This is a genomic window from Tolypothrix sp. PCC 7712 (assembly GCF_025860405.1).
Lineage (GTDB): Bacteria > Cyanobacteriota > Cyanobacteriia > Cyanobacteriales > Nostocaceae > Aulosira > Aulosira diplosiphon.
Genome location: NZ_CP063785.1, coordinates 4,667,959 through 4,688,714 on the forward strand (window position 1 = coordinate 4,667,959; position 20,756 = coordinate 4,688,714).

Here is a 20,756-nt window from a genome sequence, read left to right on the forward strand (position 1 = left end):
CGCAACGCACCGCAAATAAATTAAAGATGTTAAAACCTAGGTATTTGTATTATGAAAATTACCGCTAATAGCAACTTTCACCTAACTTATTGCTCAAATATCCATCCTGGTGAAAGTTGGGCAGAAGTTTTCGCCAATTTAAAAAAATATATTCCTGAACTCAAATCTCGTTTATCGCCTGAAGCAGCTTTTGGCATTGGTTTACGGTTAGCAGATACAGCCGCAAAGCAACTTTTAGCAGGTGAAAATTTAGCTCAGTTTCAAGCTTGGCTAACAGAAAAAGATTTATATGTTTTCACTTTAAATGGCTTTCCTTACGGAGGATTTCATCGCCAATTTGTTAAAGACCAAGTTTATGCACCAGATTGGTCAAATCAGGAACGAGTAGAGTATACATTAAATTTGACAGCAATTTTAGCGGCTTTATTACCTGATGGCTTAGATGGGGGAATTTCTACTTTACCTTTATCATATAAACCTTGGTGGTCAGATAAAGAAGAAAAAAAGGAGATAGTTTTCAAGACTAGCTGTCTGAATATTGCAGCAGTTGTTGCTGAAATGATGAGAATTCAGGAAACTACAGGTAAGTTATTGCACATTGATTTAGAACCTGAACCTGATGGGTTAATTGAAAATACTTCAGAAGTAATTGAATTTTATCAAAATTGGTTATTGCCTATAGCTGGTAATTATTTAGCTGAACAATTAGATATTGAGTATAGTTTAGCGGCAAGTAAATTGCTAGACCATGTAAGAATTTGCTATGACACTTGCCATTTTTCAGTAGAATATGAGCAACCTGAGTCTGTATTTGCACGCTTGGCATCAGCAGGAATTAAAATTGGCAAGATGCAAATTAGTGCTGCAATTCAAGTAAAGATACCATCTGAAGTTGAGCAACGCAGTTTAATAGTTGAGCGCTTACAACCTTTTGCTGAATCAACTTATTTGCACCAAGTCATAGAACGTCGTGCTGATGGAACGCTACATCATTATCCTGATTTAATGACGGCTTTACCGCAACTGCAGCAATCGCAAGCTGAAGAATGGCGCACTCATTTTCATGTGCCAATTTTCATTCGTGATTATCAAATTTTGCAGTCTACACAAGATGATATTGTGACAATTTTACATTTGTTGCAGCAAAATCATGCTTGTCAACATCTGGAGATTGAGACTTATACATGGGATGTATTGCCATCAGCAATGAAAATAGATTTGCTCACTTCTATTCAGCGAGAATATGAGTGGGTATTAACAAATTTTTCTGGTAATTAATAGGATATTAAATTTATGCAGAAAACAGTTGTTCTTAATGTTGTCGGCTTAACACCTAGTTTACTGGGAGAAAATACGCCATTTTTATCTGCTTGGGCTGCTAAAGGTCAAGTAGTACCAATTACGCCAGTATTACCTGCTGTAACTTGTTCTGTTCAAGCTACTTATTTAACGGGAAAATTACCTGATGAACATGGCATTGTTGCTAATGGTTGGTATTTTCGTGATGATTGTGAAATTAAATTCTGGCGACAGTCTAATAAATTAGTCCAGTCTCCTAAAATTTGGGAAATGGCTAAATCTATTGACCCTAATTTTACTTGTGCTAACCTTTTTTGGTGGTACAACATGTATTCTGCTGCAGATTATGCGATTACTCCGCGCCCCATGTATCCCGCAGATGGCAGAAAGTTACCTGATATTTATACATATCCTGCCAATATTCGTGAGTCAATTCAATCAGATTTAGGTCAGTTTCCACTGTTTAATTTTTGGGGGCCGAATACATCAATTATTTCTAGTCAATGGATTGCTAATTCTGCTCAGTGGGTTGAGGAACGCTATAGCCCGACATTAACATTAGTATATTTGCCACATTTAGATTATTGTTTACAAAAATTCGGTCAAGATAAACAGCAAATCCAAAAAGATTTACAAGAAATTGATGCTGTTTGTGGTGATTTAATTAATTATTATCAAGCCAGAAATACTCAAGTAATTATTCTTTCAGAATATGGCATTACCCCAGTATCTCAGGCGGTAGATTTGAACCGTATACTCAGGAAACATGGTTTAATTGCTGTTAGAGAAGAGTTAGGGCGAGAATTACTCGATCCAGGTGCTAGTATTGCTTTTGCTGTCGCTGATCATCAGGTAGCTCATGTATATGTTAACGATCCGGCGTATATTCCCAAAGTGCGCGATTTGCTAGAGTCAACTGCAGGGGTAGCGCAGGTATTGGATGAAGAAGGGAAAAAAGCTTACCATCTTAATCATCCTCGTTCTGGGGAGTTAGTTGCGATCGCACAATCTGATGCTTGGTTTACCTATTACTACTGGCTAGATGATGCTAAAGCACCTGATTTTGCTAGAACTGTGGATATTCACCGCAAGCCAGGTTACGATCCTGTAGAGCTTTTCCTTGATCCGCAGCTAAAATTTCCTCAACTCAAAATTGCTTCTAAGCTGTTGCAGAAAAAATTAGGTTTTCGCTACTTGATGGATGTCATTCCTGTTGATGCTTCTTTAGTGCGTGGTTCTCACGGTTGTGTGAGTACTTCTCCCAGCGAGGGGCCGATGTTTATTAGCCATCAAACTCACCTCATGAATGAAAACGTAATTCCTGCAACAGATGTTTGTTCTTTGATTCTCCAGCATTTAACAATGTAAATATCTTGTCAAACCTTTGCGTAGGGCTTCCCACAAGATACCTGAGGCTGGGGTATATGAGATGGTAATGTAAGTTTACGTTGCGGTAGTATTTTGGTGTAACGGTCAGTGAGAAATCGATTGAATTTTCTATCTAATTTTTTCAATAATCTTTTTAGCCGCTTATTCTCATTCCCGAAGCTAACTAAACGTACAAAAGGTTTAATAATTGTCGCTACTCTTCTCACACCTAATTTTTTGTATTTGGTTTGGAAATAGCCATCTTCGGATAAATTCCATTTGCTGCGGAGACGTTGTAAACTGCCTAAAGTCCAAGCATCACTCCACCGCAGCATATAAAAGTGTAAATCACTCCATTCTAGAGGAGGCCCTGGTACATAAGTTACTAAACTTTCAGGTTCAAAATAAATTTTACCACCTGCCTGTCTGACAGTCATACAAAAATCTAGGTGTTCTTTAGTGTTGAGCATCTCTTCATCTAAATAGCCGATTTCTGCAAATATTTCTGTACGAACTAAAGTGCAATGAAACTCTGCCAATTCGGTTTCCGTTCGCCGCAGTTGGGGAAGTAATTCTGGTACTTGATGACCTTGTTTATACATTTTCTCACGCAGATGTCTTCTGCCTTTAATATCAATGACAATGTGACTTTCTCCCCCGGCAAAATGTACTCTTTGATGTATAGGTTGCTTTTCGCACATTAAAGGGCCGACAACGGTTGCGCCTGTGGTTTCTGCACAATTAACTAAGGCTGCTAACCAACCAGGAGAAACGATGACATCATTATCAATGAATACTAAATATTTAGTATCTACATAGCTTAAACCGATATTTCGTGCATGGTTGGGAGAAAGATAATAATCTGTGCTAATTAAGGTAAAATTCTTTTCTTGTGCCTTGGTTTCTAAATATTGATGGACTTTATGTGGCGAATTTCCATCAACATAAACTAATTTAAAAGGAATAGTTGTATTTTCGTAAATGCTTTCTAATGATGCTTGCGTACAGCTAAAACGCTCACGGGGTACAACAACTAAAGTAACGATTGGTGATGGCATTGTTGATGACTCCTTTTGAATAATTAATATTGAGATGTAATTAATGACTTCTCTATCAGATTTTCTGTGGTTAATTCACCTTGTAAAAGCTGTTGATAAATGGCGACTAATTCATCATTTAGCTTATCCATGTCGTATTTTTCTTCTACACGCGCACGTCCAGCTTTACCCATTTTTACCCACAATTCTGGATGCTCAATTAAGTAGGATAATTTAGAGGCGATCGCATTTGCATCTCGTTCGGGAACCAAAAACCCCGAAACCCCATCTGCAACTAACTCTGGAATCCCGCCATGTAGCGTACTAATCACAGGTAAACCCATCGCCATCGCTTCTTTTAACGTATTCACTGGCGCATCTTGATTCCCATCTTTACCCGTGACGCTAGGCGCTACAAAAATATGGCATTGATTGAGAATTTCGACAATTTCTTTTTGCTGTTTCCAGCCTAATAATTTGACAATCTGCTGCAAATTTAATTCAGCAATTAGTTTTTGTAAATCTTCTTTTAATTCCCCATCCCCAATAATATTATATTCAAGATGAGGGTGATATTTAGCTACTTGAGCGATAGCTTTAATTACATATTCAATGCCTTTTTTCTCTACTAAACGTCCAGTAGTAGCAATGCGGATAATTCCATCGTGGGGAATTACACGTTCTTTAAAAAAGAATTTACTACAATCAATTCCTGAACCGTGGACATGAATTTTATTAGCATCACAACCCAAAGCAACTGCTTTATTTTTGAAAAATTCACAGTTAGCTAAAAAGAAATCTGTTTCTTGAAATAATTCCTGATAAACCTGTTCCCCCCATTTAGGGAGAAACTTGCTAATATCTGAACCGCGAAAGGTGGAAATTAATTTACCTTCAATTAAACCTAGCTGGCGAAACCACACACCAAATACGCCTAAGGTGCTAAATTGACAGTGAATGATGTCGTAAGATTTCTTTTCTAAAAATGGTAACGCTCGATAGAGCATTTTTAATGATTTGGCTTGGCTAACATAGCGAGAAGTATTAAGTAACTGGAGACAAACACCAGGATTTTTGTAAAAGTTGAGCAACAGTAAACTTAAACCTTTTACCCAGCGCCATAACTGATTATTTGGGCGAGAGTGAGCGTAAATTGTCCGTTCAATGAGATGATATTTTTCAACTGCTGGGTGTAATTTTGATAAATCTTGAGGAAAACCATCCAGAGAATAAATATCAACATCATGTCCCCGTTCTATTGTGCCAACAATTTGATTTAAAATAAACGGCTCAGATAGCACCGGGAAATGTGCTACAAAAAAGGCAACTTTCATAATTTTATATTAGATGTGAGTTAATTCTTTAGTTGGCTGTTGCAGATTTTGTGGCGGTAATTCTGGCTGCAGCATTTGTTGATAAATGGCGACTAATTCATCATTGAGCTTATTCATATCATATTTTTCTTCCACACGGGCACGTCCAGCTTTACCCATTTTTCCCCATAATTGTGGATGCTCAATTAAATAGGATAATTTAGAAGCGATCGCATCTGCATCTCGTTCGGGAACTAAAAAGCCAGAAACCCCATCTGCAACTAACTCTGGAATCCCGCCATGTAGGGTACTAATCACAGGTAAACCCATCGCCATCGCTTCTTTTAGGGTATTCACTGGCGCATCTTGATTCCCATCAGCAGCCGTTACACTCGGCGCAATAAAAATATGAGCATTATCGAGAATTTCGACAATCTCTTTTTGTTGTTTCCATCCCAACAATTTGACAATATGACCGATATTTAATTCAGCAATTAGTTGTTCAAAATGTGGCTTTAATTCCCCATCCCCAATAATTTGATATTCAATATGAGGGTGAATCTCAGCTATTTTCGCAACTGCACGAATCGCATATTCAATACCTTTCTTTTCTACCAATCTTCCCGTTGTCGCAATCTGCACTTTGCCATTGCTAGGAAAATAACGCGGTTTAAAAGCGAATTTTTTACAATCTAAACCAGAGCCATGCACCACCATTTTATCAGGATTACAGCCTAAATTAATGGCGCGATCGCCAAAAAATTTGCAGTTGGCTAAGAAAAATTCTCCTTCGCGAAACAGTTGATCATAAACATTTGCACCATTCTCCTGCACATACTTACTAATATCAATACCGCGAAAAGTCGTAATTAATTTACCAGAAATTATCCCCGCCTCCCGATACGCCAGGGCAATTGGTGATAAAGTACCAAATTGACAGTGAATAATATCATATTTACCATCTGCCAGAAACGGCACCAGGCGATAAAAGGTTTTTAAATTTGCCACCTCATAGTGATACTTTCCAGGTTGAAAAAACCGCAAACTTTTCCAAGAACCTCGATGCATATTTTGCAGTAGTAACCCAATACCTTGAAAAAATCGCCAAGTAATATTCTCAGGCACAAGCGGAGGAAAATAAGCACAATCCATCAACTTATATTCCTCAACAATGGGATGCATCTTCCCCGTATAATTTTTAGGTAATCCATTCACAGGATAAATATGTACCTCATGCCCCCGATCAATTAACCCCGTAATTTGATTTAAAATAAATGCCTCAGACAAAGCCGGAAATCGCCAAAGAATAAATGCTACCTTCATGATTAAACCTCCGCGCCCCTTAGCGTAAACCTCTGCGATACTTTGCGTTTAAAAACCCTCCTTCTCCCCTCCCTTTCCCAACTCAGATGATGATTCAAATTCATCGCCTCTAATTTTGCTGAACCTAACGAACCATCAGCAAAATTCAGTACACTTATCCCACAATTAGACTGTTGCCAACAATGATAAAACGCCGGACTTATCCCCAAAGCCGTGCTAATTAACGCCCGATTTGTTCCCCCATGCGCTATTACCAATAAAGTTTGCCCGAGATGTTTTGGTAACACTTCCTGCCAAAATTCCTGTACCCGTTGATATAAATCCAACGCCGGATAAAACTTAGTTTCCCCATCTATCTGTATGTAAAATTCATGAGGACGTTGTTTCCAAACTTGATAAGCTTCTGGGAAAGTTGCGCGTACATATGCAAATGCCAAACCTTGCCAAATTGGTAAATCATTTTCGCGTAATTTATCGCTGATCAAAATTTCCCTTGGCTGTACCGCCATAACTGCAAAAATTTCCTTAGCAGTTTCCCGCGCCCGTTTTAAAGAACTAATATAAGCAGCATCAAAGGCAATTTTTTGTAAAAACTTACCTGTAATTCTCGCATCCCTGCGCCCAATTGCTGTTAATACAGATTCATCACTACTTCCTTGATATAAACCCAAAGCATTAAATGTACTTTCTCCGTGGCGTAGCAAAATCACGCGAGTTCCGGTGGATTTTTCAAGTTTAAAATACATGATGGTTGACGGTTGACGGTTAACGGTTGACTGGAAAAAATAGATTTATAGTAAAAATTGGAAAACTCTTTTTCCCCTGCTTCCTGGCATTTATAGGGATGACACCGTATTATTTGGATCTACAATGCTTTGCATTCTATATAAAGTGGAGTAAAAACCACCTAACCTCAAGAGTTCTGCGTGGGTACCTTGTTCTAAAATGCTGCCATCTTCGATATAGAGAATCATATCTGCGTTCTCTACGGCTTTGAGGTTATGGGAAATAATAAAAGTTGTGCATCCTGCAGTTAATTTCGCCAGTGCAGCGTTGACGATATATTCGCTTTTTTTATCTAAACCTGTAGTGGGTTCATCTAGAATTACTATTGGTGCTTGACGAATAGCAGCACGTGCGATCGCAATTCTTTGTCTTTGTCCTCCTGATAGTGTACCACCGCGATCGCCCAAAATTGTATCGTAGCCTTGGGGCAATTTCATAATAAATTCATGGGCATTGGCTAACTTGGCGGCTTGTTCTACTTCTATATCCGTAGCCCCTAATTTACCGTAGGCAATATTTTCTCTAACAGTAACTGCAAATAACACACTATCTTGCAACACCACGCTAACTTGCTGCCGCAGAGAATTTAGAGTATATTCGCGGATATCTTGCCCATCAATTAAAATCCGCCCAATTTCTGGATCATAAAGCCGTAATATTAAACTCAGCAGCGTTGATTTACCACCACCAGAAGCCCCAACTATAGCGATTTGCTGTCCCGGTTGCACAATCAAATTAATATCTTTTAAAATATTTTTTCCTGTGTCGTAGCCAAAGAACACATTTTCAAACCTAACTGCACCAAAGAAAGGATGGGCTGGCTTCGCTTTGGGTAAATCTTGAACATGGGGTTCATAGTCCAAAATTTCTACCACTCTTTCCCCGGAAGCTGTCGCTTTGGCTATTTGTCCGATTTGGTTAGAAAGTTTTCGCAACGGTTCAAAAGCATTTCTTAAATAAGTCATAAATACTAACAATTCCCCTGGGCTAAGTTCCTTGTGTAACACCACATGAGAACCCCGCCACAACACCACAGCCACCACAATCGCCATCAAAATTTGTACAGCCCTTTCTAATGCGGCTGACAGTCTTAAAGATTCAATCGCTTCATCTAAACTCTTTTGGTTTTGGGCTGAAAAAATGCCATGCAATTTTTCTTGTAGAGATAGAACTTGCACAACTTTTATTGCACCCATAGTTTCCCCTGTGGTTGCGGCTAAAACACCTTCAGAATCACGATGTTTTTTAGCAAATTTACGAATCCGGCTAATCATGTTGCGGCTTAACAACATTAATAATGGGAAAATTGTCATAACTACTAATGCCAATTCCCAATTTAGCCAAAACATAATTCCCAACATCCCCACCAGAGAGACTGTATTGGTAAATAAAGGCAAAGCTGTTTTTACCGTAACAGTCCGCATCTTTTCAATATCAGCAGTCACACGGGCGATTAAATCGCCGCTTTTAGATTTTTGGTGAAAGGATAGAGAAAGATTTTGTAAATGATGAAAAATATCACCCCTTACCTGCGACAACACCCGCACTACAGCTAAAGACATGCCATAGGTGCTGAGGTATGCAGCTATGCTACCCACTCCCGCAATTACGACAATCGCTATTACGGAAAAAGTTAATAATAAAGCTGGACTAGATGTATAAGTTTCAGTAAAATTTGCTGAGTTATTGTGAGCAGGTATCAAAATATAATCAAAAACATATTTTAAAGGCCAAGGCTCAAGTAAGCGTAAGCCTGTTTCAATTAAGAGGACTAGAAAAGAACCAGCGATTAAAAGTTTTTGTTGATGAATATAAGGTGAGAATTTATCTAATATCCGCAAGATGCCGGGGATAACTCCTGTTAATTCTTTCTCTTTGGCACGTTGACCCATTAATTATGCCTCTTTATTAGTTATTTTGGAAATTTTGGCTTGTCAATCAATGTGTTTTAGACAGAATAATTAACCGCCGATACACGCCGATGCTATTGTCATCTAGCAACCGCAGAAATTTGCAAAAAGTCTTTGAGGAAACTAGCTGTGTTATCTGCACCTTGCAAATCAAATTTATCAGCACTATCCAAAAGTAAATTTCTATTTAAATTAGTAATAATTGTCTGTGATAAATGAGCATCTGTTAAAGCTTCTGGCAAAACATAATCAACAATTCCCAACTGTTGTAATTTTTGTGTTCTTACTAATTGTTCTTTATCTTCATTTTCATGACCAATTGGCACCACAATAGCCCGCACACCTGTACTCAAAATATTCATAGTTGTGTTATAACCACTTAAGCTGAGAGAAATATCTGCGCTTTGCATATAAGCTAATAGTTGTAACGTATATGTTTCTATCTGAATATTTTCTTGTTGTTCAGCAGCTTTGATTAACTGCTGCACCTTCGATTCTGCCATGAAGGGCCCGGTAAATATTTTGATAATATGTGGTATTCTTGTCTCTAAAATTGGGCTCGCTGCGATTACAGTTTCTAAAAGTTCATAGCCAATTCTCCCACCGCCAACACTTACTAAAATTTTAACAACTTCTGGATTTAACTCACCCCATAGTTGATGCTCATCAATATTCTTTGCTAGAGGTTGAGTAACAAATCCCGTATGAAAAATTTTAGATTTAATATCTCGATGTTTACTAAAGGTTTCAGAAAAAGTCTGAAAATTAGCATCAGCATGAAATAGCAGTAAATCAAAATAGCGATTCATTAAATAGCAAATAGTTTCCTCTTCCTCTGGAAGGCTTTCTTTGCCAATGACATCACGTAAACTGCAAACAATTTTAGTATCAGGACTGGTAAGTTTAATATGTTCAACAAAGGGCAGTAATTCAAACAATAGCTTGTGTCTGCCAAAGGGGAAAAATTCAGTAATTACACAATCAGGCTGGATGCGTTCAAATTCTGCAATCAACAGATTTTTTCTAATTTCCTGCACTGCTTCTACTGATTGGTAGCTATCATCAACGGTGAATTTACCATTCTCTAACCATAGTGCAGGTAATTTAATGACTTCTACTTGTGGTGGAATTTCAAAACCCATGATTTCTGGGCCGCCACAAATAAAATAAACTTGAAAATATTTGACTAAACTCCGCACTATTTCTGTGCTTCTGACTAAATGCCCCATACCACTAAGGTACTGGCAATAAAACAGGATTTTTTTCATAGTTAAATTGGCGTTCGCAGCTTGTTTGAGTTAATAGCAAAAAAATGTAATTTTTTACATTAGACAAACCATTCATGTTTAAACTTGGATTATTCACATCTGACAAATTTTCTAAAGCATTTTGTAATACTTCTGCTTGCAAATTATTGGGATTAATTACTTTGAATAAGCCTAATGCTGCCATTTTTTGAGCGCGAATTAATTGTTCTTGTGAAGGGTGACAGCGTGGTATAATCACCGCAGGTTTATTGGCAGATAAAATCTCACAAACTGTGTTATAACCAGCCATTGATACTATAGTGTCTGCTGCTTGGATATAACTCATTAAATCATCTGTAAATTCTCTAACTGTGACTTGCGGATTATGGTTTGCAGCCTGAATTATCAGTTGCTTTTGGCTGACAGGCATTTCTGGGCCATAAATGATTAAACTTTTGTAGAGGTTTGCTTCAGGTAATAAGTTAATCGCCGCCAGATAAGTATCAACCAATTCGTAACCATCTTCACCACCACCAGGAGTTACTAAAATTAAACGTTCCTGTGGAGATAGTTGCAATTCTTCTCTAATATGTGTTGGTGTTTTTAATCCAGGTTTGCGCTTAATATAGCCACAATAACGAGCTTTTTTAGCAATAATTGCAGAAAAATTGTATTCTTTTACAGTATCAAAAACTTTTGGTGTGCCGACTATTAAAACTTGATGATAATACTTTTCGATGGCGGTGTAATAGCCATGTTTTTGCCAATCATTAATAGTAACTTCTGGAGAATCTAGAATATCGCGCAGTAAAAGTACTAGCTTGGTTGTAGGTAGTTTTTGATGAAAATAATTAATGGTGTCAGCTAACTCGTTTTTCACACCGTAGGGTTTTTTATCTACGAGAAATAAATCTGGTTGAAAGGTAATTGCAGATGAGAGAATTAATTGCGATCGCAATCTTACTGTCTCTTCAATACCCATCCCCAAATACTTGACTGCAACTTCCCCAGTTGCACCTCTATTTAAGCAAGGTAGCTTGATATAATCTAACCCTTTAGGTAAGCGAAACCCTTGCAGCATCGGCGAACCAGATAGCAATAAAATAGATAGTTGAGGTATTTCAGCTAGTAAATGTTCGCAAATCGCCAACATTCTGCGGATGTTACCCAGTCCGTATGCGTCATGGGAATATACCAGCATTCGCATAGTTTTTACCAAGAATTGGGATTATTTATGCCTGAAACATCGCTTGGATGTTCTCTTGCTGATACACATAATTACTTTGTTAGATGAATTCTTAATGAAGGTTTTATGAGAAGGTTCTCATCAAACCTTCATTAAGATGACTTCATCACTCATGAGGTTTGTTGATTGTTGACTGTTGATTGTTGACTGTTGACTGTTGATTGTTGATTGTTGACTGTTGACTGTTGATTGTTGATTGTTGACTGTTGATTGTTGATTGTTGACTGTTGATTGTTGACTGTTGACTGTTGACTGTTGACTGTTGACAGTCAATATCTTAATCCTCATATAAATCTAGTTGGGGATTACCGCTACTATCAAAATATAGTTCTTCTTCGATTTCGCCATCGGTAATATCGACTTCATAGAATAAGCCTTGAGGCGTAATCTCGATTTCGTATTTTGTGATTTTAAATTGAGGACGTTCTTGCTTGATGCGCTTTAAGACAACAGCAGGAAAATCTTTAGCTTGCACATAGTATTCAGTTTCTAACCATTTTCCTGTTTCAGAAAACTCGGCTTCATATTTAATATTATTTTGAATAAAATTTGCCTCGTAACCATAGTGAGTTTTTTGCCAAGTGCGCGGAACATCAGCATACTTGGCTTGAAAAGCTGCTTCTACAGATGGAGGAATTATAATAGCTTGTTGATGATTGTGTAATTGATGACAAGCTACTAATAATGTACTACTAACACTGGCAATAATTGATTTGATAAATATCCCGTTCACTACATAATTACTTTTTGTCTTGAGGTAATTCTAGGGGTAAGATAATGGTAAATTTAGCTCCTGCTCCTAGCTGACTTTCGAGAGTTACTCTTCCGCCATGCGCTTCTGCGATCGCTTGGACAATAGATAAACCTAGCCCAGCACCTTCAGAACGACGACGACTGTTTGCAGCACGAGCAAAACGCTGAAAAATTCTCTTTTGATCAGCTGGTGCAATACCTTCGCCAGTATCACGCACCCAAAAGCTTACTTTACCTTGGTGAATCATTGAACCCAGGAAAATTGTATCAGTATTGTTTGTGTGTTGCGTAGCATTTTGTGCCAAATTTATCACAGCCTGAGTCAAACGTTGACGGTCTGCGATAATTTTACCTTTACCTGTAGCTTGCAGTTGCCAATTGCGATCGCCTATGGTGGGGCGTAGTCCATCACCTAAAGCTTTAAGTTTGGTAAATAATTCTTCTGTGAAGCTTTGAACATCAACTGTTTCTAAGAGTAAGAAGTCGGGACGCTCTGCTTTTGTCAGTAAAATTAAGTCATTGACAAAGCGATTCATCCGTTCTAGTTCATCCATAACTAAAGCTACAGTCTCTTGAACTTCTTGCGGATCGTTACCCATTAATTCCAAATGACCACGAATAATCGTAATCGGTGTTCGCAATTCATGTCCAGCATCATCAATAAAATTTTGCTGACTGATGAAAGCGGCTTGTAACCTATCCATCATTTCGTTAAAGGTAGCTGCTAATTCTGCTAATTCTCCATCACCATTAATATTAATTCGTTGATTTAAATCTGTTTCGCTAATTTGGCGAGCCGTTTGCGTCAGCAACCGCAATGGTGCGAGAATCTTTCCAGAAGCAAACCAAGCTAAAATTAACGCTAAAAATAGCACTCCTATACTCACTTGAATAATCACGGCTACAGCTTCTAAAACCTCTCCACGTTCCCCAGCCGTAGCGTGAGCAATTACAAACACACCCAGAACTTCGCCGTCAATTTTTACAGGTTGTGCTAAATAAATGATAGTATCAACGCTACTACTAGGAATGACTTTTTCTCCTTGCTCTGGTTTTGTTAAACCTGCCCAGTACCTGATAATTTTGGAATCTCGACTTAATTCTTTTGGTCTAGCTCTGGGACTAGATTTATAAAATTTTCCCTTCCATAACATAATCAGAAAGGTGTCATCTTCTGGTAGCTGATTTACCAAAAATGCATCTAAAAATTCTCTTAATTCTTCCGTTGTTTTTGGCTGCTTCAATAGGCGATTATCAGATTCTCTCAACCGATTAATAGTTTCCGGTTCTTCATCAAAGAGAGTATCTTCCGGAATTTTACTGCTACCATTAATTAATTGATTAAATATTTGCATTTTCTCAGTTATTTGCCCATGCACCCGACTATTAATCCTTGCATATAAAACTTGACGAAATGCTGGCACAAAAACCACAAAAATCAAGCCAAAAATTAATGCATACCACAAAAGAATCCGGGTACGCGTAGCCCAAAAGAAACCTCTACCACGTTTGGTATTTGTTGTCTCTACTGATTGTTGTGCTTTTTTATTTATCCACATTAATTAAGTAGCTCAGTGTTAAAAATGAGGGAGATGAGGGGGATGAGGCAATACTGCTCGGTTAAGGATTTTCAACTCTTAATTTGGTTTGGGGAAAAGGTGAAAGGGTAAGGGTTAAAGGTTTTTCTTGCCCCTTTTCCCCTTCGCCTTTTGCCCTTAACCGACAAGTATTAGGGGATGAGGGGGATGAGGAAGAAAGAATCAATACTAAATTACCAATTACCCATGCCCCATGCCCATTAATTTAATTCCTCAACCGATAACCCATCCCCCTTACAGTTTCTATTAAATCGCTACCTAATTTTTTACGTAAATAACCCACATAAACATCAACAATATTAGAACCAGGATCGTAATCGTAACCCCAGACTCTATCTAACAATTGTTCGCGACTTAAAACTTGCCCAGGATGGCGAAAGAAAGTTTCTGCTAAAGTAAATTCTCGTGCTGGTAAGTCTACTGTATTTTTACCTACTTTTACTTTACGCGATCGCAAATCTAAAGCGACATCCCCGACTTTGAGTAGCATCTCTTCTCTGGTTGCAGTGCTACCACTGTTACGCAACCTAGCTTTTACCCGTACTAATAATTCTTCAAACCGGAAAGGCTTGGTTACATAGTCATCTGCACCCGCCTCAAACCCTGCAACTTTATCTTTGATATCATCACGTGCGGTTAAAATAATTACTGGTAAGGTTTCACCCTGTCCTCGTAGTTCTTCTAATATCTCCAAACCATCTTTACCAGGAAGCCCTAAATCCAAAATTATCAAGTCAAAACTGCTACTTAATGCCATATTAGTAGCGGCGTGGGCATCACCTGCTACAGTCGTGATAAAACCATGAGAACGTAGTCCCTTCTCTATAAAAGCTGCTATGCGGGGTTCATCTTCAACGATGAGAATACGATTCATGGGATGCAACCTCGTTCGTGGTTCTTAAAAGAAGACAACCATCTAAGCAAAACCTGTTCCCAATTTACTTTTTAATGGGTTATGTCGCAAAAAATCTCACTATGAGACAAGACCTGTTGCAATAATTTTAGTATTCATAAATTTTGCTGAAGTAATTACATAAAAATCTAAGCAGTTATCGCAAAATAGACCTCAATTGCGGTTTCGGACACTACAATTGCTCTTTCGGATACTACAATTGCTGCTTTTGATACTACAATTGCTACTTTTGATACTACAATTGCTGCTTTTGATACTACAATTGCTGCTTTTGATACTACAATTGCTGCTTTTGATACTACAATTGCTGCTTTTGATACTACAATTGCTGCTTTTGATACTACAATTGCTACTTTTGATACTACAATTGCTGCTTTTGATACTACAATTGCTGCTTTTGATACTACAATTGCTATTTTCGAGAACTCATTTGCAAATTGTAGAGTGAACTCCTCAAGGAGGCGGCTTGTCTGTACCTATGTTCCTTCTCTAGAGAAATTAACAAAGAAACAATATAATCATCTCTCCCAAAATCCAAAATTGGTATAAGCTGGTACGAAGTTGAATAGCAAAGAATAGCGCCTTATGTCAATTATTGCGCTCAGAGCATGGTATATACAAGATTATGAGCCGATCGCGGAACTAGAAAAGCGTCAGCCAGACATTCGCCTCAGTAAAAAAAGTTTACTGCGATCGGGTTTACGTGCGGATTTTTTGGAAGACAGTGACGATGTCAAGCAGTCAACTTGGTTTGGGCGCTATTTAGAAGGCGAAAATATTGAATTTTATATTGAAGGTAGCGGTGGCTATGCGGTAGCCAATATTGACTTGATTAGTCATGAAATCTATTTCACCAAACAAGCGCTGTTAGCACAGTTAGATCCGACAATTTTTTTATGCTATCAAACCGAGTATGCCGACGCGAGTGAGGCTTTGCGCGCTGGGTTGCAAACTAGTCTAGAAAATTTGAATAAGCGATCGCGTCTACCTTTAACTTTAGTAGAATCCTACCGTCCAAGTAACGGCCCCTTACGCCTTTCTACTGGTATTCTGCGAAAAATCCGCAAAAGTTTATTGTTTATTGCAGATACTACACCCATTGCTAACATCGCTGGTAAAGAAACTACACAACTAATCCCCAGCCCCAATGTCTGTATTGAACTTGGCTATGCGATGCAAAGTAAGCGTTCAGAACAAATTTTACTAGCACAAATGCAACGCCCAGATTTAGAAGGCGAGTTTCCTTTCGATTTACCAAAACAGCAAATTCTGCAATTTCAAGATGGTAAAGAACTGAATAAAGTTCTTACAGTCGCGATTACAGCCCAGTTAGCAAGATTTAAGTTGTTTTTTTAATGAAGTCAACGGATTTTAGATTTTGGATTTTGGATTTTGGATTGTTTTTGATTAACCAAAAAATCTAAAATTGATTTACTCAAGAGCCAAAATTAATTAATCATCTCCCCAATTACCAATTACCAAATTTTCTGCAAATTTAAGATAAATCCCGGTAATACATCTTCTCCAAAAACAGTCAAAGGTGCTTTGAAAATCTCTACTGGTTGTTGAGGACGATAAATTTCTAACTCTTGTTGTTTACGATTAATCAAAAAACCTAACCGACAGCCATTAGCAAGATATTCTTGCATTTTTTCTTGAACTTTTTGCAGTCTATCTGATGGTGAAAGTATTTCAATAACAAAATCAGGACATAGAGGAATAAATTTTTCTCTTTGTTCTGGAGTCAAAGCATTCCAGCGACTTTTTTCTACCCAAGACACATCAGGAGAACGATCAGCACCATTTGGTAATGTAAATCCTGTAGAAGAGTCAAACACTTCTCCTAGTTGATTTTGTTCGTTCCATTGTGCTACTTGCAATATTAAATTAACATTGCGTTTCCCTGTTTCTCCTCCTGTAGGTGGCATGATAATTAATTCTCCTTCACCATTACGTTCTAACTTCAAATCGGGGTTATCTTGACATAGTTGATAAAACTCTTCTGAAGTTAGTTTAATTACAGAATCGAGCTTTAATGTAAGTGATGTCACGTCGCTTTGCTCCTAGTTCAAAATTTAAAATTCTCAATTTACTCCATGATTGCCATATTATTTCTATTTCTATGGGATGATGACCGATTAAAAACAGAAGGAGTACATTAATTCGGGATGTTGTTATGCACTGGATTTATATAGAGTTTGGTGATGAGCCAAACCTTTTTTTTATTTAAAATGAAGGTGCAGGGGAATATAGAGTTGTCGAGCGAGTTCTGGGAATCGGTCACGATCCGCAACGATGAAAAAACCCCATTCCCCATTTTCGTGATAACCCATGCCAAAGCGGAAGGCTTGCTCTCGTCGGTTGAGTCTGTCCATTAACTGATTGAAGTGATTAATTACTGCCTCGACATCCATCCAAGTGCCACTGCAATCTGCTAGAAACTGATACGTTTCGCCATTGAGCATGTACTGCACAACCCAATGGGAATCCTGATCGCTGAAGATGCCAATTCCTTCGGCGCGTTGATCGGAGATTAAGTATTTCACCGTTGTTCCGTCATGATTTCGTATGGAGAGTTCAGTTGTTTCGCTCACATCCTTAAACCGCTCTTCTGTTTCGATACCTTGTGAAATGCTGTTCAAAGAAATGGGAGGAATTGCTGAGGTAGCAAGATCCCTGAAAAGCTCATCATGCCGAGGTTCAAAACCTATATCACGCAGATTTGCGAAGGCCACCCGTGGCCCAAATAGTTCAAAAATAATGCTGATATGGTCATCCAGTATAAAGGCTGGGTTCTGAATCCACGAGTTGATTTTTTCGATAGACTCTGGTGGTAATTGCTCAACAATTCCAGCTTCTTGCAGCATTTGCGAAACATGAGTAGCCGTATGTCCCTCTTCATGCCATATAAACATAAGATGATGCCAGGGATGCGATCGCGCTAATGTTTCTGGTCTTCTACAACCATATTTCAGTAGTGTGTAGGCTAGAAAGTGTGCAGCATAGTCAGTGGAATGATCCACTAAAGCTTCTCTCAAAGCATCGACAAGATCTTGGTCTGCTGTCCAGGTACCATGCTTGTAAATTTCTTCGCTATGTTCTTTGTACGCGCGATTTGAAAGCTCTATGCACACCTCATAAACGCGGGAAACTTCATCATTTTCATCTCGAAAATGCTGTCGGTCATACCATCCAAGCAATTTGAAAAGCTCTTTGGTACTGGGTTTAAAATCGTTGGGCATTGGTCAGTGTTGCCTTCTGTCGGGAGTTAAGCCTACTATACATACCTTCAAAAAAGTGACTGGTATTGGCTGATTTTAACGCAGGAACCACTTTTTTGACTTTACCATCGCTTTTGGATGTCAGATAGATTTCGCCGCCCTTTTTAATGAAATGAGCTAATGTTTATCTAGGTCATCATTTTCTGGTTTTTATGAAGTTCCCACCTTGGTAAGCCGCTAGAAAGTTATCGCACCAGCGGTTCCTTTTACAACCTGTACAGTTTTGTTCGTGGATTCCCCCGCCAACAGCCAACGCTGTAAAGAGTTTGCGTTGGTAATCAAATGTTGAAGACGGGAGAATTAAATCATGCCATTGCATGGTAGCAACAGAACTGCAAACAATGTAATTTTATTAACCATCATCTTTTTCGCGATTGAATTCTTAGATGAGGTGATTGATGGCTTGTGTGGTGCGGCTTGGCCGTTAATTCGCCATGACCTAAATCTTGATTACGTGCAAGTAGGAATGTTACTGACAATACCCAATACTATCAGTAGCTTAATTGAGCCGATAGTAGGTATATGGGGAGATATTGGGAAGCGGCGACAATTAATTTTGGGTGGAGGAGTGAGTTTTGCGATCGCACTCCTCCTTTTAAGCCAGAGCTATAATTTTTCATTATTATTAGCAGCCTTTGTGCTGTTTTATCCCGCATCTGGTTGCTTTGTCAGTCTTTCTCAAGCCACTCTCATGGATATTGAACCGACGCGCCACGAACAAAATATGGCACGTTGGGCATTAGCTGGTTCTGTGGGAAATGTAATTGGCCCCTTAATTTTAGGTGGCGCTGTCGCATTAAATCAAAGTTGGCGAAGTGCGTTTTTGGCATTGGCGCTGTTGACGCTGTTACTTGTAGGAATGCTAAGGCAATTTCCTATCAAAACTGTACCTTCCCACATTGATGAACCACTGCATAGCTTCCAGGATGGAATAGCTAATACCCTGACAGCATTAAAACGGCGTAAAGTTCTCCTGTGGTTAACTTTATTGCAATTTTCAGATTTAATGCTAGATATTTTGCGTAGCTTTTTAGCACTGTACTTTGTTGATATAGTTGGTGCAGATAATACGCAAGCAAGTTTTGCTGTCACTGTTTGGTTAGGGTTTGGCTTGCTGGGAGATTTCTTACTCATCCCTTTACTAGAAAAATTGAAGGGATTGCATTATTTAAAACTCAGCGCCACAATTGTTTTGTGTCTTTACCCAATTTTTTTGCTGGTACCAAACACAAATATCAAATTAGTCATTCTTGGTTTATTGGGTTTCTGTAATGCTGGTTGGTATTCAATTCTGCAAGGACAATTATACACAGCCATGCCAGGACAAAGTGGTACAGTCATGACGCTAAATAATTTATTTGGTTTAGTTGGTGGTTTAATACCGTTGGTGTTGGGTTTAGTTGCTCAATATTATGGTTTACAAACCACTATGTGGTTGTTACTCGCCGCACCTATCACCTTACTCATTGCACTATTTACCGTTTAATTTTAAATACCAAAAACAAATGTTTGCGACACATCAATATATTCTAGAGGGCAAGGCAGTGCCCAGTGGTGTCAACTTAACGCGAAACCCGCTTGGTTGAAAGGTTTCCGCCCTCACCCCCAGCCCCTCTCCCACAGGGAGAAGGGAGCAAGAGATTTAGTTCCCCTTCTCCAGGGGGAGAAGGGGTTAGGGGATGAGGGCGCGAGGTATTTGTACAACGCCCGCCCTATATCGCTTTTAGCTTAAGTTGACACCACTATGCAGTGCCTTGCCCCTACAATCTGTCGCATTCTTTTTTCAAATTGGTATTACTTTATAAATAACCTCTAAAGGCATAACATTGTTGTGCCTTTAGCTATATATTTCATTTACCTAAACAACAGTGTATGGGTAAGCTGATTATCTAAAATTTGCCCAGCCAACCGCCAAACACTGCTAAACCATAGTATTTCCAAGGTACTGCGACTGTTAAAAACCCTGCTTGTCTGAGCATTTGTAAATGAGCATCCACAGAAGCTAATTGGTCTTGGCTTGAGTAGCCCTGTGTAGTAGTTGTACCCACCTTAGCACGAACCTCCGCCAGGGTTTTCCCCTGTTGATTAGCCCATTCCTCTCGCGCTGCTTTGTATACTTCCACCAAGGCAGGTGATTCCGGTAGGATAGGATCAGCATTCCAAAAACAACCATTAGGACTCAAGCTAGCAGCAATTTGCTGAAATAACTTAAATTTCATCTCATCTTGGAGATGATGAATTGCTAGAGAAGAAACACAGGCATCAAATTCCTTACCTGCAGCAAATTTTTCTGGATTATTTGCCCATTCGCCAAAATCAGCTTGTACACAACTCCACCGATTTTGATATCCGGCTGTGACAATTTTACTTTGAGCAAATTGCAACATCCGAGGTGAGTAATCTAGGGCAATAACTTGAGCATTAGGGCAACGTTGAAGTATTTTTAAACTCAGTTCCCCTGTGCCACAGCCTAATTCTAAGACGCGAAGAGTAGTAGAAGGCAGACAACGGGTAATTACCTCCAGCATTTCGTCATAGCGCGGTAATAGCTGACGAATCCCTGTATCAAAATCAGCAGTGTTGGCAAATACTTCACCGGGAAATAGTTGTTGCATATCGCTGGTGTCAGATGTTGCATCTATGCATCAATATTAAAGCATGATGACCTGATTAGCTTGTTTC

At 38.7% G+C, this 20,756-nt stretch carries 18 protein-coding genes; 4 read left to right on the forward strand and 14 right to left on the reverse strand.

Going from position 1 to position 20,756, the window contains the following annotated elements; genetic code table 11:
* The first annotated feature begins 51 nt into the window (after nucleotides 1-51).
* Both eboE and HGR01_RS19185 read left to right on the forward strand, forming a co-directional pair.
* The gene (gene eboE / locus HGR01_RS19180; protein ID WP_096621662.1) at nucleotides 52-1,278 is read left to right on the forward strand and encodes a metabolite traffic protein EboE; all 1,227 of its coding nucleotides are present in this window, start codon (nucleotides 52-54) and stop codon (nucleotides 1,276-1,278) included.
* A gap of 15 nt (nucleotides 1,279-1,293) precedes the next feature.
* Nucleotides 1,294-2,667, forward strand: a complete 1,374-nt coding sequence (locus HGR01_RS19185) for an alkaline phosphatase family protein (protein ID WP_045873885.1) — start codon at nucleotides 1,294-1,296, stop codon at nucleotides 2,665-2,667.
* Between the two features lie 8 nt (nucleotides 2,668-2,675).
* On the opposite strand, the gene HGR01_RS19190 is transcribed toward HGR01_RS19185, so the two are convergent.
* The 11 genes from HGR01_RS19190 to HGR01_RS19240 all read right to left on the reverse strand — a co-directional run bounded on the left by HGR01_RS19190 (nucleotide 2,676) and on the right by HGR01_RS19240 (nucleotide 14,754).
* Nucleotides 2,676-3,725: a glycosyltransferase family 2 protein gene (locus tag HGR01_RS19190; protein ID WP_045873886.1), complete on the reverse strand. Its 1,050-nt coding sequence runs from the start codon at nucleotides 3,723-3,725 to the stop codon at nucleotides 2,676-2,678.
* Nucleotides 3,726-3,748: 23 nt separating this feature from the next.
* Nucleotides 3,749-5,038 carry a glycosyltransferase gene (locus tag HGR01_RS19195; RefSeq protein ID WP_045873887.1) on the reverse strand — a complete coding sequence of 430 codons (1,290 nt, stop codon included), beginning with the start codon at nucleotides 5,036-5,038 and terminating at the stop codon, nucleotides 3,749-3,751.
* Nucleotides 5,039-5,047: 9 nt separating this feature from the next.
* Nucleotides 5,048-6,340 carry a colanic acid biosynthesis glycosyltransferase WcaL gene (locus HGR01_RS19200; protein WP_045873888.1) on the reverse strand — a complete coding sequence of 431 codons (1,293 nt, stop codon included), beginning with the start codon at nucleotides 6,338-6,340 and terminating at the stop codon, nucleotides 5,048-5,050.
* A 2-nt stretch (nucleotides 6,341-6,342) separates the two neighbouring features.
* Entirely contained in the window at nucleotides 6,343-7,086 is a 744-nt protein-coding gene (locus HGR01_RS19205; protein WP_052335400.1) for a histidine phosphatase family protein, read from the reverse strand.
* Between the two features lie 90 nt (nucleotides 7,087-7,176).
* Entirely contained in the window at nucleotides 7,177-9,018 is a 1,842-nt protein-coding gene (locus HGR01_RS19210) for an ABC transporter ATP-binding protein (protein WP_045873889.1), read from the reverse strand.
* A 98-nt stretch (nucleotides 9,019-9,116) separates the two neighbouring features.
* Complete coding sequence (locus HGR01_RS19215) at nucleotides 9,117-10,304, reverse strand: glycosyltransferase family protein (RefSeq protein ID WP_045873890.1); 1,188 nt, start codon at nucleotides 10,302-10,304, stop codon at nucleotides 9,117-9,119.
* A complete protein-coding gene (locus HGR01_RS19220) occupies nucleotides 10,270-11,490 on the reverse strand; it encodes a glycosyltransferase family protein (RefSeq protein ID WP_045873891.1) in 1,221 nt (406 codons plus the stop codon). The genes HGR01_RS19215 and HGR01_RS19220 overlap by 35 nt, the downstream gene beginning before the upstream one ends.
* Nucleotides 11,491-11,610: 120 nt before the next feature.
* A complete protein-coding gene (locus tag HGR01_RS19225) occupies nucleotides 11,611-11,817 on the reverse strand; it encodes a hypothetical protein (RefSeq protein ID WP_052335401.1) in 207 nt (68 codons plus the stop codon).
* Entirely contained in the window at nucleotides 11,807-12,262 is a 456-nt protein-coding gene (locus HGR01_RS19230) for a PepSY-like domain-containing protein (RefSeq protein WP_096621664.1), read from the reverse strand. The genes HGR01_RS19225 and HGR01_RS19230 overlap by 11 nt, the downstream gene beginning before the upstream one ends.
* A gap of 7 nt (nucleotides 12,263-12,269) precedes the next feature.
* Nucleotides 12,270-13,841: a sensor histidine kinase gene (locus HGR01_RS19235; protein WP_045873892.1), complete on the reverse strand. Its 1,572-nt coding sequence runs from the start codon at nucleotides 13,839-13,841 to the stop codon at nucleotides 12,270-12,272.
* A gap of 244 nt (nucleotides 13,842-14,085) precedes the next feature.
* On the reverse strand, nucleotides 14,086-14,754 hold the full coding sequence (locus tag HGR01_RS19240) for a response regulator transcription factor (protein WP_045873893.1): 669 nt from the start codon (nucleotides 14,752-14,754) through the stop codon (nucleotides 14,086-14,088).
* Between the two features lie 624 nt (nucleotides 14,755-15,378).
* On the opposite strand from HGR01_RS19240, the gene HGR01_RS19245 reads away from it, so the two are divergent.
* Nucleotides 15,379-16,149 carry a hypothetical protein gene (locus HGR01_RS19245; RefSeq protein ID WP_045873894.1) on the forward strand — a complete coding sequence of 257 codons (771 nt, stop codon included), beginning with the start codon at nucleotides 15,379-15,381 and terminating at the stop codon, nucleotides 16,147-16,149.
* Nucleotides 16,150-16,268: 119 nt separating this feature from the next.
* Here the strand turns inward: HGR01_RS19245 and HGR01_RS19250 are convergent, their stop codons facing one another.
* Both HGR01_RS19250 and HGR01_RS19255 read right to left on the reverse strand, forming a co-directional pair.
* The gene (locus HGR01_RS19250; protein WP_045873895.1) at nucleotides 16,269-16,844 is read right to left on the reverse strand and encodes a Uma2 family endonuclease; all 576 of its coding nucleotides are present in this window, start codon (nucleotides 16,842-16,844) and stop codon (nucleotides 16,269-16,271) included.
* Between the two features lie 171 nt (nucleotides 16,845-17,015).
* Nucleotides 17,016-18,035, reverse strand: coding sequence for a hypothetical protein (locus HGR01_RS19255; RefSeq protein WP_045873896.1), 1,020 nt, complete (start codon nucleotides 18,033-18,035; stop codon nucleotides 17,016-17,018).
* Between the two features lie 346 nt (nucleotides 18,036-18,381).
* On the opposite strand from HGR01_RS19255, the gene HGR01_RS19260 reads away from it, so the two are divergent.
* Nucleotides 18,382-19,560 carry an MFS transporter gene (locus tag HGR01_RS19260; protein WP_045873897.1) on the forward strand — a complete coding sequence of 393 codons (1,179 nt, stop codon included), beginning with the start codon at nucleotides 18,382-18,384 and terminating at the stop codon, nucleotides 19,558-19,560.
* A gap of 403 nt (nucleotides 19,561-19,963) precedes the next feature.
* Here the strand turns inward: HGR01_RS19260 and HGR01_RS19265 are convergent, their stop codons facing one another.
* Nucleotides 19,964-20,689, reverse strand: coding sequence for a class I SAM-dependent methyltransferase (locus tag HGR01_RS19265; RefSeq protein ID WP_045873898.1), 726 nt, complete (start codon nucleotides 20,687-20,689; stop codon nucleotides 19,964-19,966).
* Nucleotides 20,690-20,756 lie beyond the last annotated feature (67 nt).

Coding starts and splice junctions, on each gene's coding strand:
- HGR01_RS19210 (WP_045873889.1), bottom strand. CDS start 9,018: ATGGGTCAACGTGCCAAAGAGAAAGAATTAACAGGAGTTATCCCCGGC.
- HGR01_RS19195 (WP_045873887.1), bottom strand. CDS start 5,038: ATGAAAGTTGCCTTTTTTGTAGCACATTTCCCGGTGCTATCTGAGCCG.
- HGR01_RS19215 (WP_045873890.1), bottom strand. CDS start 10,304: ATGAAAAAAATCCTGTTTTATTGCCAGTACCTTAGTGGTATGGGGCAT.
- HGR01_RS19185 (WP_045873885.1), top strand. CDS start 1,294: ATGCAGAAAACAGTTGTTCTTAATGTTGTCGGCTTAACACCTAGTTTA.
- HGR01_RS19240 (WP_045873893.1), bottom strand. CDS start 14,754: ATGAATCGTATTCTCATCGTTGAAGATGAACCCCGCATAGCAGCTTTT.
- HGR01_RS19205 (WP_052335400.1), bottom strand. CDS start 7,086: ATGTATTTTAAACTTGAAAAATCCACCGGAACTCGCGTGATTTTGCTA.
- HGR01_RS19190 (WP_045873886.1), bottom strand. CDS start 3,725: ATGCCATCACCAATCGTTACTTTAGTTGTTGTACCCCGTGAGCGTTTT.
- HGR01_RS19265 (WP_045873898.1), bottom strand. CDS start 20,689: ATGCAACAACTATTTCCCGGTGAAGTATTTGCCAACACTGCTGATTTT.
- HGR01_RS19220 (WP_045873891.1), bottom strand. CDS start 11,490: ATGCGAATGCTGGTATATTCCCATGACGCATACGGACTGGGTAACATC.
- HGR01_RS19255 (WP_045873896.1), bottom strand. CDS start 18,035: ATGCCCAACGATTTTAAACCCAGTACCAAAGAGCTTTTCAAATTGCTT.
- HGR01_RS19200 (WP_045873888.1), bottom strand. CDS start 6,340: ATGAAGGTAGCATTTATTCTTTGGCGATTTCCGGCTTTGTCTGAGGCA.
- HGR01_RS19245 (WP_045873894.1), top strand. CDS start 15,379: ATGTCAATTATTGCGCTCAGAGCATGGTATATACAAGATTATGAGCCG.
- HGR01_RS19225 (WP_052335401.1), bottom strand. CDS start 11,817: ATGAGGATTAAGATATTGACTGTCAACAGTCAACAGTCAACAGTCAAC.
- HGR01_RS19235 (WP_045873892.1), bottom strand. CDS start 13,841: ATGTGGATAAATAAAAAAGCACAACAATCAGTAGAGACAACAAATACC.
- HGR01_RS19260 (WP_045873897.1), top strand. CDS start 18,382: ATGCCATTGCATGGTAGCAACAGAACTGCAAACAATGTAATTTTATTA.
- eboE (WP_096621662.1), top strand. CDS start 52: ATGAAAATTACCGCTAATAGCAACTTTCACCTAACTTATTGCTCAAAT.